The organism is Bradyrhizobium genosp. SA-3, from assembly GCF_004212635.1.
Classification (GTDB): Bacteria; Pseudomonadota; Alphaproteobacteria; order Rhizobiales; family Xanthobacteraceae; genus Bradyrhizobium.
This window is the reverse complement of record NZ_PSRT01000170.1, coordinates 1-15470: the sequence shown is the minus strand read 5'-3', so window position 1 is coordinate 15470 and position 15470 is coordinate 1. Positions and strand designations below refer to the sequence as shown.

Genomic DNA, 15470 nt, shown 5'->3' with positions numbered 1-15470 from the left:
GACAATTTCGGCTGCGGCTCGAGCGCGAGCACGCGCCCTGGGCGCTGCTCGACTTCGGCATCCGCTGCGTGATCTCGACCTCGTTCGGCGACATCTTCTACAACAACTGCTTCAAGAACGGCATTCTGCCGATCCGCGTCAGCCAGGAAGACCTCGACAAGCTGTTCGACGACGCCGAGCGCGGCGCCAACGCGACGCTGACGATCGACCTGCCCAACCAGGAGATCCGCGGTCCTGACGGCGGCAAGGTCAAGTTCGAGATCGATCCGTTCCGCAAGCACTGCCTGATCAACGGCCTCGACGACATCGGCCTCACCATGGAGAAGAAGGACTCGATCGACACCTATGAGGACAAGCTCAAGCGCGAACGCGCCTGGGCCTGAGATCGCGTTTCTGGTTCGAGCCCCGGTGCTGACGGCGTCGGGGCTTTTTCTTTGCTCTGACTATCCTTTTTTGTTTGAGCATGATCTTTTCGGAAAACCGCTGCACACTTTTCCGGATCATGCTCTAAGCTTCCGCGCATGCTGCCCGACATCGTCACCTTCTGGCATGGCCCGATGGACGCCCTGCGCCAGACCTGTCTGCGCTCGCAGTTGGCTGCCGGCCACAAGGTCACGGTCTATAGCTTCGACACCATTCCCGGTCTGCCCGCGGGCATCGCGAATGCGGATGCCGAGGCGATCCTGCCGCACGCGTTCTCCGAACGTTTGCGGCCGCCGCAGCCGGACGGCAGCTGGCGCGACTGGACCACGCTGCAGTTCAGCGACTTCTTTCGCATGAAGCTGATGGCGAAAAGCCTCGGCCTCTGGCTCGACGCCGACGTGCTGCTCTTGAAGCCCGTCGAGATCGATCCGGCAAAACCCTATTTCGCCTGGGAGCGGCCGCGCCAGCTCGGCAATTCCGTGATCTATCTGCCGGCCGGGCATGGCATCGTCGCCGCCTTCGAGGAGCTGATGGAGCAGGAGGAGCTGACGCCGAACTGGCTGTCCGTGCGCCACCGCATCACCTTCATGATGCGCCGGCTGCGCGGCGGCTCGAACCGCCTCTCCGACATCCGCGTTGCGATCTACGGGCCCGCGGCGCTCACCGCGCTCGCGCGCCGCACCGGCGAGCTCGCTTGCGCGCTGCCGAAGCAATCGTTCTACGCCGTGCATGCCGAGCCAAAACTGTTCTTCGATCCCTCGAGCTATCTCGGCCTCGTCACCAACCCCGAGATCATCGGCCTGCACATCTCGCCCAAGGGCCGCGGCGGCGAAAAGCCGATTCCGGGCAGCCTGTATGCCTGGGCGGCGGAGAGGTTCGGCTGACCCGCAATTCTCCGCTGTCGTCCCGGCGAAAGCCGGGACCCATAACCCCAGGGAGTAGTTTGGCGAAGACTCTCAGTTGCGCTTCGATGCGAACCGCGCGCCATCGATAGACCTCGCGGTATGGGTCCCGGCCCCCCGTGCGCAATTGCGCACTAGGCCGGGACGACGGCCGCAGTTGTTGCAGTGCTGTCGCACGGCGTCCGGGACAGACGCGCCGTATTTGATCCAGCGCAACGCGCTCCTGCACCATTGTGCCTAGTCTCGCTCCAATTCCACGCCCCCAACGGAGCTTTCCATGAGCACCGCAAGCAGGCCCTATCCCATCGTCCAGGACCTCATCGAGTCCTTTGCCGGCTGGCTGAAGCATCGCCGCGAGATGAACGAGATGCGGCAGCTCGATCGCGCCGATTTCAACCGGATCGCCAGCGATCTCAGGATCGCGCCTGACGATCTGGAGGAGCTCGTTCGCCACGGCAAGCACGCCGCCGACGAGCTGCCGAAGATGCTGGAGCAGTTCGGTATCAGTGCCGAAGGCCTCGGCCGCGCACAGCCGTTGCTGCTGCGCGACATGGAGCGGGTCTGCTCGCTCTGCAACCAGAAGGGCCAGTGCGACCGCGATCTCGCCGACGGCACCGCCGCGGAAAACTATCACGGCTACTGCGGCAACGCCGCGACGCTGGAGTCGCTCGACCGCGCCGATCTTGCGCCGCGCTGAGACGGACGCGGCTCCGTTTACTGAACGTTAGCGTCTTCCCAGACACAACCAAAAGCTGCGATAGCATCAGCCAGGTCGATCTGACTCGCAGGAAGCTTCGCGCGGCTCATTGGAGGAAGACGACATGCGTCAGGCGAATTTTCTTCTCGGAATTATTGCAGCGTCAATCATAACGTTTTCTCCAGCGAGGCTTCTGGCAGACGAACGGCGCGAGGAGCCGCTCCGAATTCAAGTCAATGTCAGTCTGTTTCTTCCTGGTCCTACCGGCGACAGTGACGAAGCTCTGAAGCTCAGAGAGCGAGCGCGCCGATCAATTTACGAGTTGGCGGCGGGCGAGTGCGCGATCGTGGATCAGGTTCTCACGAAGAACTGCCGGCTCGAATCCGTCAGCGTGAACGTCAATACCAATCGTCAATCGGGTGGGCAGAACGAAGGTTACGCCGCGACGGGGAACTTCACTTTGCGGGCGACCTTGAAATAGCTCAGTTCATCACCGCCAAGGTCGCGTCGCGACGGACCTCGTAGACGTAGCTCTGGAGCTTCTCGGAAACGCCTGGGCGGTCCGGGCGGTCAACAAGCACGCAGGCAGCATAGTCCGGGGGCACCTCGCGGTCGGTCGCCGCAACGCGGCCGATCGCTTTGGATGTGAGCCATCGGCAAAGTCGGCGCGTGAACGGCCGCATCCACGGATCCCCGTCGGCCACGACAACACCGATCAGCATCGAGCCGGGCGAGCTACCCTTCCAGAACTGAACGCAGAATGCCCCATTCCTAAGAAAAAGGAATTGGCCTGGCCATCCGAAGTCGGACGACGAGATCGTAACGCAGGTATCTGTCACCACGTCGCGATCATCGAAATCGAGGTATTTCGCAGCTAGCCTTTTTCCCCACCGGTTTTTCAGATAGCCAACGCCCAGCCCTCCCTGCTGGCCGAATTCCGGCGGCTTCGCAGGATCGATCTCGAACGGAAAGGTGCTCGCGGCACCCTCTTTTCCGACCAGGAAGAATCCCCGCGCGTCGGAAAACCGGCTCGGCGCCGGCCTGTCTTCAACGAGCTTGCCGTCGATCTTGGTTGTCATGCGGGACGATTGGAGATCGAGGATCGTCACCGCGTTCGGCCCGTACTTCTTCTCCATCTCCGCCGCAAAAGCGTTGTAATCGGCAGTCTGGACCGACAAGGTCGTCGTGATCGCGTGCATCTGGTGCAGCTCTGATCGCGGGGCCCACAGATCAAAGATGAATTCGCCCGCGGCGACCGCCACAACGATTGCAATCACGATCAGCCATCTCAAGCGTAGATGCATATTTTACCAGACTTCCGAATAGCGGCACACGCGTGCGGTCGCGGGCGACGTGCACGCTAGACGCGAGACATTGCCGCATCCGGAAGAAGGCGGATCAAATTGCAGCTAACCCTTGCAGCTTGCGTCAATGCCCGGCCGGAATCGACCGGGCTCTGCGCCCTCAGCCCTTCCCCATCGCCGCGATCGCGTCCGCGATCTCGATCGTGCGCCGGGCCATGTCGGCGTGAAGGCGTTCGACCATGGCGCCGTCGAGCCGGATCGCCAGCGATCTCAGGATCGCGCCTGACAATCTGGAGGAGCTCGTTCGCCACGGCAAGCACGCCGCCGACGAATTGCCGAAGATGCTGGAGCAGCTCGGCATCAACGCCGAAGGGCTCGGCCGCGGAGAATTATCACGGCTACTGCGCCAACGCCGCAACGCTGGAGTCGCTCGACCGCGCCGACGTCGCGCCGCACTGACGCCAGCGCGGGAGATCTCACTGGGACGTGTACTTACTAGATCGAGGGCGTGGAGGTCTGCTGCAGCCTATAGCTGACCTCGTTCAGAGGTCCGAGCTGGGGCTCAAGGCCGACATCGCTATCCTATTCGATGGCCTCGTCGGGGCGGGCAGTTGCACCGGCAAATCAGAAAATAGCGTTTCTCGCGAACCTCAGCGGCTACCCGATTGCCGGCGGATATCTTCCAAAATACCGCGCATCGCATCGATCTCTTTGCCGAAGCCTGCCCAATCACCGGATTTCAACCGCTCCATGGCCTGGTCGTAGTGCGTGAGCGCCTCCTGCGCGCGCGCTGCCGCGGAGGCTTCGGCGGGTGTTTCCGCGGTCACAGCCGACGCTGCCGGGGACGGGCCGCTGTCCACGAAGAGTGCCGACAGGGCCTCGGCAAGCGTTTCCTTCATGACGACATGCTCACCATAGGCGGCAATCACTCGCTTGAGCTCCGGCAAATGTCCTTGCTCGGCCCGCAAATACAGCGGCGACACGTAGAGAATCGAATTCTCGATCGGGATCACGAGCAGATTTCCCCGGATCACCCGCGACCCCATCTGGTTCCACAGCGATATCTGCTGGGAGATCTCCGTGTTCTGATGAATTCGCGCCTCGATCTGGAACGGCCCGTAGACCAGCTTCTCTTTGGGAAATTCGTACACGATCAGCTTGCCATAGCCGGGCTCGTCGCAGCGCGCGGCAAGCCAAGCGATCATGTTGTCGCGACGGCTCGGCACCATCGGGATCATGATGAAGAACTCGGCTTGCGCCTCTCCAGGCAGCCGCATGATGATGTAGTAGGGGGCCATGGTGGTGATGCCGTCCATTGAAGAGACGCCATCACCGGCCGGTTGACGCGGAAATTGCCAGAGGTCCTCCCGGTTATAGAAAACATCGGCAGCTTCCATGTGGTAGGTCTGGAAAAGTCGCGCCTGGATCAGGAAGAGGTCTTCGGGATAACGAATGTGCTTCTGAAGATCGGACGGCATGGCCGCGAACGGCTTGAACAGGTCCGGGAAGATTCGCTGATAGGTCGCGGCGACCGGGTCGGCTGGGTCCATCAGGTAAAAATCGACGGTGCCGTTATAGGCGTCGATCACGACCTTCACTGAATTGCGGATATAATTGAGGTTGTAGCCGGGCGCAGGCTGAGCGTAGGGAAAGTATTCGCTGGTCGTGTAGGCGTCCTGCATCCAGAACATCCTGCCCTCGCTGACGACCAGATAGGGATCGCGATCGAGAGAGAGGAACGGGGCGATCGTGCCCACCCGCTTCTGGATGTTGCGCCGGATCATGATCCGGCTGTCATCGCCGATGTAGTCTGACAGCAGCAGGTTCACATCGTTGAAATGGTGGGCGAAGATCAGTCTCCGCACCATGCCCGACAGCGGCACGCCGCCGGAGCCGTCGTAGGACGCGTAGGCATTGTCCTTTCCCCTGGGATAATCGAATTCCGGCACGGTTCCCTTGACGATGACGTAGTCCTCAGTCTGCAGTCCGTAATAGATGCGCGGCTCGCGAATCGCGGGACCTCCATGTGCGACCGGAGGAATGTCGTCCAGATAGAGAAGCGGAAGTCCTTCGCCGCTCTTCTGGGTGACCGGACTCATCACCGCACCATTGCCGTGGGTGAACAGGATGTGGCGGTTGACCCAGGTCTGCGCGTTGGGTGGCAGCAGCGCGGAATTCAACTCGCGGCCTGAGATCATCACGCTTTGGTAGGTATCGCCGAACCAGTAACGATCGACATCGAGGTCGCGCAGTTTGTAATAGGTGCGAATCTCCTGCAGTTGAGCGTAAGTGTCGGCCAATGGTTGCCAATCCCACAGCCTTATATTTTCAATGGTAGCCTTGTTGGCCTCGAGCGCCCTCAAGGTCAGGTTCTGTTCCGCAGGGAACGGCTTCGGCACGATCCGATTGAGATTGTAGGCCTCCCGCGTCAGGGCAATGTTGCGTTCCATGTAAGGCCGTTCCCACGCCAACTCGTTCGGCCCGACGTAGAAGCGCTGAAACACTGCGGGGATGATGCCCGATAGCAGGAAAGCGCCGCCGAACAGCAGCACAATCGCGGCGGTGGGGAGGCGGTAGGTACGCACCCACAGGTTCGCGCATGCCGCCACAGCGGCGACGATCGAAAGTGCGATCAGCAGCCACAGGACCGGCAGTTCCACATTGACGTCGGTGAAGCTTGCGCCGACCACCACGCCGTTGTCGCCGTACAGCAGGAGATAGCGGTCGAGACTGTAGGACCACGCCTTCACGCCAAAGAAGAGGCCGAGAAGCGCCGAACCGTGCGAGATCGCCGCTGGTGATACTCGCTGCGCCCGGTCCTCGATGTCGCCGTGCACCCAGTAGATAAGCCCGGCGAGCAGCGCGCTCATGACGAGTGTCAGCAACGCCCAATTCTTGATGGCCACAAAGACGGGTAGGGAAAACAGGTAGAATCCGATATCCTTGTCGTACAAGGGATCATTGGTGCCGTAGGGCACTTGATAGATGAAGCGCAGAAAAGTGCTCCAGTTGCCGGCTTCTCCCCAGCCGACAAGCAGAGCGACGAGGCCGCTACTAGCGGCGATCATGCTGCGCCACCGCAGCCGCTCGCGCAGGAATTCAAGCGGATCGGGCAGCGCCGCAGCGGCCACAAGCCTCGGGTCGAAGGCCGCGGGCAACCGGGTTCGGCGCCCGGCAAGGCCAAGTGCAAGGCGCGCGTTCGCCCACAAGATGGCGGCGGTCGCCGCGAAAACGACGAGGAAGACGGCGGCTTTCGCGCCGATGGTGGTCCAGAAGACCTGTTCGTAGCCGATCGACGAGAACCACATCCAGTCGACCAGGAAGTCGCCGACGAGAGCGAGCAGGATCAGGCCGATTGCGGCGATGATGGCCGCGATGATGAATCCCACCACGGCGCTTCGCCCTGGTGCCTTCCGTTCGGGTCCGGAAATCCCGATCGTCATAGTAACATTATAGCAGAACGACAGACGTGGCGCGCCTGTCACGGGGCGCCGCACCTGCTTTTTTGCTCCGCAGTCCTAGAACACGCGGATACCCGCAACAGGCTGCGCGCCGAACTCGGGAGGACGCGCGAGGTCTTGCAGAGCTGCGTGTTGTCCCCTGAAGCAACGCCGCTTTTTTGAGCGTGCGCCCTAGCATTTCCCCATCGCCGCGATCGCGTCTGCGATCTCGATCGTGCGTCGGGCCATGTCGGCGTGAAGGCGTTCGCCATGGCGCCGTCGAGCCGGATCGCCAGCGATCTCAGGATCGCGCCTGACGATCTGGAGGAGCTCGTTCGCCACGGCAAGCATGCCGCCGACGAGCTGCCGAAGATGCTGGAGCAGCTCGGCATCAACGCCGAAGGCCTCGGCCGCGCGCAGCCGTTGCTGCTGCGCGACATGGAGCGGGTCTGCTCGCTCTGCAATCACAAGGGACAGTGCGACAGCGATCTCGCCGCCGGCACCGCCGCGGAAAACTATCACGGCTATTGCGCCAACGCCTCGACGCTGGAGTCGCTCGACCGCGCCGATCTTGCGCCGCGCTGAGACGCGCGGGCTCAACCTGCGAATGAGTTTCGCAGCCTGACTGGGTCGTCGGCGCTAGAGCACGCCGGTGCGGGCGCAAGCCTCGCGCCGGGCAAATCCTTTCACGAGTTTTTTGCAGGCACGATAGCGCTCTTCCATGCTCGCTCCGCCAACGCTCCCCGGAGCATGCGGCTCTGCAGTGCTTTCCCTTTTGACTGCAGGAGGCTGCGACGCTTTCTCGTGCTTGGTTGAAGACTCATGCTCTGGCACCGGCACAAGCTGCCAGACCGGCCGAAGCTCTATGTTCGCCTTCTCGGACGGATTGTCCTGTTTGAAGGAAGAGAGGGCTAAGACGTTCTTCTCCAGCCTGACAGTAACCGGCGTCCCATTGATCGAAAATTTGTTGTCCGTAATGTATTCTGCGAACGATTTGTATCCTGCCACGTCCTTGACCCACGACGCCTTCGTTGGCGGTCCCCATAGGTAGTAGCCTTTGGCCAGGCCCGTAGCGGAGACCTCCGTGATGATCAGCATGGCGTACCGCCCCTTGCCGTTCGTCCATCCGCGCTTGTTGGACCACACACCGACGAACTTGGAACCGGCATTGAGCGGAACATCCTGGCCAGATGAGAACGTGAAGCTCGGCAAAACCAGTTGCTGAGCTGCTGCGACGGCAGCTATTTTTTGATTGTCGTCGGGCGTAAATAGATTTCGATCGACGGGCTTGGAATCTGCTCCTAGGCCTCCGCTCGCATCCGATTTCGAAGAGACAACGGGAGCCGATAGTGACGCAACTTCACTGGCCTTGAGATCCTTGATCCGCTTTCGAGCTTCCGCAGCATGGTCGCTCCGAGGATATCTGGCCAGAAACTCCTCATAGAGACCCGCCACGGTCGACGTCTGGATCGCGAGCCAAAACTTCTCGTCTTCCGCAGGAGCTGCCGGCGTCAGTGCTGATGCGGCCGGCACCTGAGCGCTGGCGACCGGCGCATTCAGGTAAATCTCTTCCTTCGACAAGGAGCCATACACGAAAGGCTGCTGTTCGCGCTTGGTCGCTGCCATCACGTCGTCGCGGACCCGGCGAAACAGAAACGATATCTCAAGGCCCGGCGTTTCGATGTGGCGCAGAAGCGACGCCGTAAAAGGACTATTCCGGCCATCGCCGTCGCTTGCCGTGGTGCCGTCGCGGGCGGCGTACGCAATCAGAACGTTGTCGGATGGCTCGGTCGGCGCGAGTCCGCGGGCCACGGCCCGGGTGCTGATCGAACGCTTCATCTTCGCCGCAAATGGATTATTGCGGCACGCGTCGAGTATGACCAAGCCCAACTTCCGTGCCTTCGAAACCTGAAGGCTCACCGAGCGGAGGCTGATGGCCTCGCTCTCGATGTCGCTATCGCTGCGCAACTCCGCGCTGATCGGAATCAGCCAGTTCTCGCCGCCGACCTCCATGCCGTGTCCGGCGTAAAACACGACAGCAAGGTCAGCCCCCTCGGCAGACCGCCCGAACTCGACGACGGCCTTCCTCATCTCTTGCGCGGTCGCGTTCTTGACCTGAGTGACCTTGAAACTGAGTCGCTCAAGCGCGCGGCCAATGTCGGCCGCATCGCGCGTAGGGTTCGGCAACTCGGGCACCTTCTCATAGGCACCATTGCCGATGACAAGCGCAACCCGGGCCTGCTGGGCAAGCGCCGGCTGGATGAGCCAAAGTGACGTGACGAGAAGGATCGCCGCCCCAAAGATACGCATCAAATGCTGCCCCGGACCAAATATCGGCGGAGGGTAGCACCCCTTTTCACTACCGCAACGGGAAAAGCCGGACATCGCTAACGTCGAGAGAACTGCCGTTGTCCGCGCACGTCGCGGACTGACTCGGGACACGTCCAATCGAGCGCGTGACTGCCTTCCTAGCCCTTCCCCATCGCCGCGATCGCGTCTGCGATCTCGATCGTGCGCCGGGCCATGTCGGCGTGCAGGCGCTCCACCATGGCGCCGTCGAGCCGGATCGCGCCGCGCGAAACGTTCTCCGGCAATTCGAACGCCGCGATGATTTTTCGCGCGCGCGCGACTTCCTCTTCCGGCGGGGTGAAGATCGCGTTGCAGGCGTCGATCTGCGAGGGATGGATCAGCGTCTTGCCGTCGAAGCCGAGATCGCGCCCTTGGGCGCATTCGGTCGCAAAGCCGTCGGAATTGGCGATGTCGCTATAGGGGCCATCGAGGATCTCGAGGCCATGGGCGCGCGTCGCCAGGATGCAATGGGTGATCATCGGGATCATCGCGGCACGGCCCGGCAGCATCTTGATGCGGGTCTCGCGCGAGATGTCGTTCGGACCGAACACGAAGCCCGACAGGCGGCTCGATGGATCGCGGCCGGCGGCGGCCAGCTCCTCGGCATGAAGCACGGCGCGCGCGGTCTCGATCATGGCCCAGACTTTCACGGTCGGCGCGGCGCCAAGCTCGGCCAGCTTCCGGCCGATCGCATCGAGATCTTCGATGCTTGAAACTTTTGGAACCAGGATGCCGTCCGGCGAGGCCTTGGCGGCCATCGCGACGTCATCGGCCCACCAGGACGTATCGAGGCCGTTGGTCCGGATCAGGATCTCGCGTTTGCCAAATCCCTTGGCCGCGATCGCGGCGGCAATGCCGTCGCGCGCCACCGCCTTCGCATCAGGAGCGACGGAATCCTCGAGATCGAGGATCAGGCCGTCGGCGGCGAGATTGCGCGCCTTTTCGAGCGCGCGGGGATTGGAGCCGGGCATGAACAGATGGCTGCGGCGCGGGCGGGTCATGCAAGCGTTCCTTCCTCGTCAGTCTTCTGACCGAAGCCGATAGCATTTGGCCTGCCTATTCGAAAGGCTTGTTCGCCCCTGCGGTCTATGATTAGGCATAGGCATGGTGACATTCCCGAAGCATTTGCTGGAAGGCTACCAGGCCTTCGCCACCCAGCGGCTGCCGGCCGAGCAGAGCCGCTATCGCGAGCTGTCGGTGAAGGGACAGTCGCCGGAAGTGATGGTCATCGGCTGCTGCGACAGTCGCGTCTCGCCCGAGGTGATCTTCGACGTCGGCCCGGGCGAGCTGTTCGTCGTCCGTAACATCGCCAATCTGGTGCCGACCTATCAGCCCGACGAGAACGCGCATGGCGTCTCGGCGGCGCTGGAATATGCGGTGAAGGTGCTGAAGGTGAAGCACATCGTGGTGCTCGGCCACGCACAATGCGGCGGCATCCGCGCCTTCGTCGACAAGATCGAGCCGCTGACGCCGGGCGACTTCATCGGCAAATGGATGCAGATGTTCATCAAGCCCGGCGAGGTGGTCGAGCAGCGCAACCACGAGACCATGGCGCAGTTCGTCGAGCGCATCGAGAAGGCCGCGGTGTTCCGCAGCCTCGAGAACCTGATGACGTTCCCATTCGTGCACAAGGCGGTGGAGAGCGGCCAGATGCAGACCCACGGCGCCTATTTCGGCGTCGCGGAGGGATCGCTGTTCGTGCTGGACAAGGTCGCGAAGGAATTCAAGAACGCGCGAAGCGTGGCGTAAGACGCTCTCGTAGGGTGGGCGACTGCCGCCTCAAATACGATTGTCGTCCCGGACAAGCGCAGATCTTGACAACGCGCAGCGTTGTCCAGGGCGGAGCGCCGATCCGGGACCCATAACCACAGGGAGTTGTTTGGCGAAGACTCGTGGTTGCCGGCTCGCGCAACAACGCAAGCCTGTGGTTATGGGTCCCGGATCTGCGCGCGCTTCTGGCGCGCTTGTCCCGGACGACGAGAGGGCTGGGCGTAGTCTTACGCCGCCTTCTTCTTCGCGCTGATCAGCTTGCGGTTGATCAGGACCTCCGCGATCTGGATCGCGTTGAGCGCGGCGCCCTTGCGCAAATTATCAGACACGCACCACAGCACGAGGCCGTTCTCGACCGTCGCGTCCTCGCGGATACGGCTGATATAGGTGGCGTCCTCGCCGGCTGCTTCGTAAGGCGTGGCGTAGCCGCCGGGCTCCTGCTTGTCGATGACGAGGCAGCCAGGCGCCTTGCGCAGGATTTCGCGGGCTTCATCGGCTGTGATCGGGTTCTCGAACTCGATGTTGACGGCCTCGGAGTGGCCGACGAACACCGGCACGCGCACGCAGGTCGCGGAGAGCTTGATCTTGGGATCAAGGATCTTCTTGGTCTCCGCCATCATCTTCCACTCTTCCTTGGTGTAGCCGTCCTCCATGAAGACGTCGATGTGGGGAATGACGTTGAAGGCGATGCGCTTGGGGAATTTCTTCGCGACCAGCTCGTCATTGGTGTAGACGGCCTTGGTCTGCGAGAACAATTCGTCCATCGCGTCCTTGCCGGCACCCGACACCGATTGATAGGTCGAGACCACGACACGCTTGATCGTCGCCTTGTCGTGCAGCGGCTTGAGCGCGACCACGAGCTGCGCGGTCGAACAGTTCGGGTTGGCGATGATGTTCTTCTTCTTGAAGCCTTCGGTCGCGCCCGCGTTCACTTCCGGCACGATCAGCGGCACGTCCGGATCCATGCGCCACGCCGAGGAATTGTCGATCACGACGGCGCCGGCAGCGCCGATCTGCGGCGACCATTCCTTCGAGACCGAGCCGCCCGCCGACATCAGGCAGATGTCGACGTCGGAGAAGTCGTAATGCTCGAGCGCTTTGACCTTCAGGGTGCGGTCGCCATAGGAGACCTCGACGCCGACGCTGCGGCGTGACGCCAAGGCCACGACCTCGTCGGCGGGGAATTTGCGCTCATCCAGGATGTTGAGCATTTCCCGTCCGACATTGCCGGTCGCGCCGACGACTGCGACTTTGTAACCCATCGTTCACTCTCCGATGAAAAAGCCCGTTCCTGAAGCTGACGCTTAAACAGGAACAGCAGCGCTTCTATGCGAGAACCGGCCTCAAGACAACGTTGGACCATGCCTGAAGGCCGTGGATGCAGTCGCCTGAGGCCAGCACGGCCGTTAGCCCCACCCAGATCCATCTGGCGCTTGCAGCCTTCGCCGACGAGGTTGTCGGCACGCTGGCGCACCTGATCGCCTATGTGGGGGCGCTCGCCCTGTTTGCCATCCTCGCGCTCGCGGCGCTCGGCCAGCTGCCTGACTTGCGCGACGATGAGCCGGCGGACAAGCCGGGCTGGAGCGCGGCCGACGGCTCGCACCCGAGCTTCGCCGTCAGCTGGCTCGATTCATCAGATAAAACAGCCTCTTACAGCATCCTGAGGCATCCCGAAGGGGGCCGCAGGGACGTGCTGCGCTGGACGAACGAGGCGGGCCAGCCCATGGCCGAGCTCGAAATCTACCGGGAAGGCGGCGAGTTCGACGTGGCCCGTCCGGCGACTGCGGATCTCGCCGTCCAGATGGGATTGAGCAGGGCGACCACGCTCGAGCAGGCCGGCCTGATTGACACGAAATTCGGTCCCGTCGCCCTGTTCCAACCGGTCGGCGCGGCGGGACGCGGGCTTGCCTCGGCTTTCTCAAGCGCAACGAGGAGCCGGCGCTGCAGATCTCCGGCTTCTCCTGCCAGGGCGACACCCTGCCCGCCCGGCGCGCGGCGATCGCCTGCACGCTGAACCGGCTGACACTGCTGACCTCGGGCAACGAGCCCAGACTGGCGGAATTGTTCGCCCATGCCGAGCTGAAGCGCCGCGCCTGCGATTCCCAGAGCCCATCGGACTGGATGCTGGGCGCCGCGAACGCGCAATTGCGCGGGGCGCTTTGAGCCGCATCAAGCCCAAGTGGCTGGTATTGATGCAACTTTTGCCGGCGCGCACGATTATTCCGAGCTGGTGTGACCCAATTGACCTAGTTGCATCCGCCCCGGCCGGGCTAGTATGGGGTGAAATCGACTGGCGGCCTGCCGCCTGAAGGGGACGTGATGAGCTTGAAATTCTCTGCGGCGAACACATTGGCGACCTGGCTTGCGGCGGGCGCCGTCATTGCCATGTCCCTCGCATCGCCAGCTTCGGCCGACACCAGGACCAAGCGCTATGACGAGCGCGGCCGGCCCTATTACGGACCGAGCGGCCCCAACGCGGTTTATCAGCAGGGCCGCACCCGCATCTATGTGAGCAAGCGCTCCTGGCTCGACGGCGGCACCGAGGTCAATCCGGGCGACCGCAAGTTCAGCGACTACGCCTTCCCGCCGGCGGTGGGCTATCCGTCCTTCGCTCGCGAGAACCTCAATCGCCCGATTGACCGCCAGCCGCTCTCACCGCCGGCCGACGTCGGCGGTTACCCGCAGAATTTCCCGCTGTACTGAGGCGGGCGCAGGCATCGAATCAAAATGGCCGGGCTCACGCCCGGCCATTTTTTTTAAAAGTGCCGTAGGGTGGGCAAAGGCGCGAAGCGCCGTGCCCACCATCTCTCGGCAATTGCGATAGAAGTGGTGGGCACGCTTCGCTTTGCCCACCCTACGATTGCGGCGCTTGCTGCTTACCCGTGCAGCTTCTGCAATTCCTTCAGGATCGCTTCGCCCATCTGCGTGGTCGAGGCGGCGGTGGTGCCTTCCGACTTGATGTCGGCGGTGCGCAGGCCGCTGGCGAGCACGGCGGCGATGGCGGCATCGACCTTGTCGGCGAGATCGCCCATGTCGAAGGAGTAGCGCAGCGCCATGCCGAAGGACGAGATCATCGCGATCGGATTGGCGAGGCCCTTGCCGGCGATATCGGGGGCGGAGCCGTGCACGGGCTCGTACAGCGCCTTGCGCTTCTTGCTCTTGACGTCGACCTCGCCGAGCGAGGCCGAGGGCAGCATGCCGAGCGACCCCGTCAGCATCGCCGCGATGTCGGAGAGCATGTCGCCGAACAGATTGTCGGTGACGATGACGTCGAACTGCTTCGGCCATTTCACCAGCATCATGCCGCCGGAATCGGCGAGCTGATGCTCCAGCGTGACGTCGGGGTATTCGCGCTTGTGGACCTGCGTGACGACCTCGTTCCAAAGCACGCCCGACTTCATGACGTTGCGCTTCTCCATCGATGTCACCTTGTTCTTGCGCTTCTTGGCAAGCTCGAAGGCGACGCGGGCGATGCGCTCGATCTCATAGGTGTCGTAGACCTGGGTATCGATGGCGCGCTTCTGGCCATTGCCGAGATCGGTGATGGTTTTGGGCTCGCCGAAATAGACGCCGCCGGTGAGTTCGCGCACGATCACGATATCGAGGCCCTCGACCGCCTCGCGCTTCAGGCTCGAAGCATCCGCCAGCGCCGGGTAGCACATTGCGGGACGCAGGTTGGCGAACAGAGCGAGATCCTTGCGCAGGCGAAGCAGGCCGGCTTCGGGGCGCACCTCGTAAGGCACGGCATCCCATTTCGGGCCGCCGACCGCGCCGAAGATCACGGCGTCGGCGTCCTTGGCCTTGGCCATGTCGCCCTCGGAGATCGACACCTTGTGCGCGTCATAGGCCGCGCCGCCGACGAGGCCGGTGTCGGTCTCGAACTTGGCGATCCCGGCCGAATTGAGCCAGTCGATCAGCCGCTTCACCTCGCCCATCACCTCGGGGCCGATACCGTCGCCGGGAAGCAGCAGCAGTTTGTGGGTCGCCATGGTCGTTTCCTCTCAATCCTATGCCGTCATTCCGGGGCGCGAGCAAAGCGAGCGAGCCCGGAATCCATCGGGCCACAGCGCAAGCGGGAAAATAAATTCCAGGCTCGCGCCAAAATGGCGCGCCCCGGAATGACAGGTCGGCCGGAGTGCTAGAGCGGCGTTGCGCGCTTGGCAAGACACCATTGCCGGGGAGCCGGCTGTGCAAAGCGGATGGAGCCTGCCACACTCCCACCGCCGGAGTACCCTTGCACGCCCCTGATCGCTCCCCGCCCAACGCGCATCCCGCGCGGCTGATCCTGACCCTGTCGCTGGCAGCGACGGTCGGGCTCGGCATCGGCCGCTTTGCCTATGCGCTGGTGCTGCCGGATATGCGGGAGACCCTCGGCTGGTCCTACTCGGCGGCCGGTTTCATGAACACCATCAACGCCGTCGGCTACCTCGTGGGCGCGCTGATGGCGTCCCGCCTGATCCAGCGTATCGGCTGGGCGGCGGCGATCCGCCTGGGAACCCTGGCCTGCGTCGCCGCGCTCGCCACCTGCGCGCTGACAGGCAATTTCGTCGCGCTGAGCCTGGCCCGCCTCGTGCTGGGCTTCGGG

General features: G+C 62.8%; 13 protein-coding genes and 5 pseudogenes. 10 read left to right on the top strand and 8 right to left on the bottom strand.

Annotation, left to right across the window (positions count from 1 at the left end):
* The 4 genes and pseudogenes from leuD to CWO91_RS36980 form a co-directional block, all read left to right on the top strand.
* A pseudogene (gene leuD, locus CWO91_RS36995) lies at positions 1–383 on the top strand (3-isopropylmalate dehydratase small subunit); the annotation flags it as partial.
* Positions 384–521: 138 nt separating this feature from the next.
* Positions 522–1307, top strand: coding sequence for a hypothetical protein (locus CWO91_RS36990; protein WP_130220366.1), 786 nt, complete (start codon positions 522–524; stop codon positions 1305–1307).
* Between the two features lie 295 nt (positions 1308–1602).
* Positions 1603–2022, top strand: a complete 420-nt coding sequence (locus tag CWO91_RS36985; protein ID WP_130220365.1) for a hypothetical protein — start codon at positions 1603–1605, stop codon at positions 2020–2022.
* A gap of 124 nt (positions 2023–2146) precedes the next feature.
* Entirely contained in the window at positions 2147–2503 is a 357-nt protein-coding gene (locus CWO91_RS36980) for a hypothetical protein (RefSeq protein ID WP_245471490.1), read from the top strand.
* Position 2504: 1 nt separating this feature from the next.
* Here CWO91_RS36980 and CWO91_RS36975 read toward each other — a convergent pair whose 3' ends face one another.
* Positions 2505–3131: a hypothetical protein gene (locus tag CWO91_RS36975; protein ID WP_130220364.1), complete on the bottom strand. Its 627-nt coding sequence runs from the start codon at positions 3129–3131 to the stop codon at positions 2505–2507.
* A gap of 355 nt (positions 3132–3486) precedes the next feature.
* Positions 3487–3588: pseudogene (locus CWO91_RS36970) on the bottom strand (CoA ester lyase); the annotation flags it as partial.
* Between CWO91_RS36970 and CWO91_RS44735 the strand changes: the two are divergent.
* Positions 3554–3785: pseudogene (locus CWO91_RS44735) on the top strand (hypothetical protein); the annotation flags it as partial. The pseudogenes CWO91_RS36970 and CWO91_RS44735 sit on opposite strands and share 35 nt — an antisense overlap.
* A gap of 191 nt (positions 3786–3976) precedes the next feature.
* Here CWO91_RS44735 and CWO91_RS36960 read toward each other — a convergent pair.
* Both CWO91_RS36960 and CWO91_RS45640 read right to left on the bottom strand, forming a co-directional pair.
* On the bottom strand, positions 3977–6769 hold the full coding sequence (locus CWO91_RS36960) for a UPF0182 family membrane protein (RefSeq protein WP_130220363.1): 2793 nt from the start codon (positions 6767–6769) through the stop codon (positions 3977–3979).
* Between the two features lie 189 nt (positions 6770–6958).
* A pseudogene (locus tag CWO91_RS45640) lies at positions 6959–7059 on the bottom strand (CoA ester lyase); the annotation flags it as partial.
* Between CWO91_RS45640 and CWO91_RS36955 the strand changes: the two are divergent.
* On the top strand, positions 7037–7351 hold the full coding sequence (locus CWO91_RS36955) for a DUF6455 family protein (protein ID WP_433995599.1): 315 nt from the start codon (positions 7037–7039) through the stop codon (positions 7349–7351). The pseudogene CWO91_RS45640 and the gene CWO91_RS36955 sit on opposite strands and share 23 nt — an antisense overlap.
* Before the next feature lie 54 nt (positions 7352–7405).
* Here CWO91_RS36955 and CWO91_RS36950 read toward each other — a convergent pair whose 3' ends face one another.
* Together CWO91_RS36950 and CWO91_RS36945 are read right to left on the bottom strand one after the other, a co-directional pair.
* Positions 7406–9076 (bottom strand): caspase family protein, encoded by a 1671-nt coding sequence (locus CWO91_RS36950; protein WP_165405971.1) that lies wholly within the window; start codon positions 9074–9076, stop codon positions 7406–7408.
* Between the two features lie 158 nt (positions 9077–9234).
* Positions 9235–10116, bottom strand: a complete 882-nt coding sequence (locus tag CWO91_RS36945; protein ID WP_130220361.1) for an HpcH/HpaI aldolase/citrate lyase family protein — start codon at positions 10114–10116, stop codon at positions 9235–9237.
* A gap of 103 nt (positions 10117–10219) precedes the next feature.
* Here CWO91_RS36945 and CWO91_RS36940 point away from each other — a divergent pair, with 103 nt between their 5' ends.
* Positions 10220–10864 (top strand): carbonic anhydrase, encoded by a 645-nt coding sequence (locus tag CWO91_RS36940; protein ID WP_130220360.1) that lies wholly within the window; start codon positions 10220–10222, stop codon positions 10862–10864.
* A 248-nt stretch (positions 10865–11112) separates the two neighbouring features.
* On the opposite strand, the gene CWO91_RS36935 is transcribed toward CWO91_RS36940, so the two are convergent.
* Positions 11113–12147, bottom strand: coding sequence for an aspartate-semialdehyde dehydrogenase (locus CWO91_RS36935; RefSeq protein WP_128930615.1), 1035 nt, complete (start codon positions 12145–12147; stop codon positions 11113–11115).
* Positions 12148–12263: 116 nt separating this feature from the next.
* On the opposite strand from CWO91_RS36935, the pseudogene CWO91_RS36930 reads away from it, so the two are divergent.
* Both CWO91_RS36930 and CWO91_RS36925 read left to right on the top strand, forming a co-directional pair.
* Positions 12264–13048: pseudogene (locus CWO91_RS36930) on the top strand (hypothetical protein).
* A 156-nt stretch (positions 13049–13204) separates the two neighbouring features.
* Positions 13205–13588, top strand: coding sequence for a hypothetical protein (locus CWO91_RS36925; RefSeq protein ID WP_128944390.1), 384 nt, complete (start codon positions 13205–13207; stop codon positions 13586–13588).
* 173 nt (positions 13589–13761) lie between these two features.
* On the opposite strand, the gene leuB is transcribed toward CWO91_RS36925, so the two are convergent.
* Complete coding sequence (gene leuB / locus CWO91_RS36920) at positions 13762–14874, bottom strand: 3-isopropylmalate dehydrogenase (protein WP_130220359.1); 1113 nt, start codon at positions 14872–14874, stop codon at positions 13762–13764.
* A gap of 245 nt (positions 14875–15119) precedes the next feature.
* On the opposite strand from leuB, the gene CWO91_RS36915 reads away from it, so the two are divergent.
* A partial coding sequence (locus CWO91_RS36915) for a YbfB/YjiJ family MFS transporter (RefSeq protein ID WP_130220358.1) occupies positions 15120–15470 on the top strand: 351 nt, incomplete at its 3' end.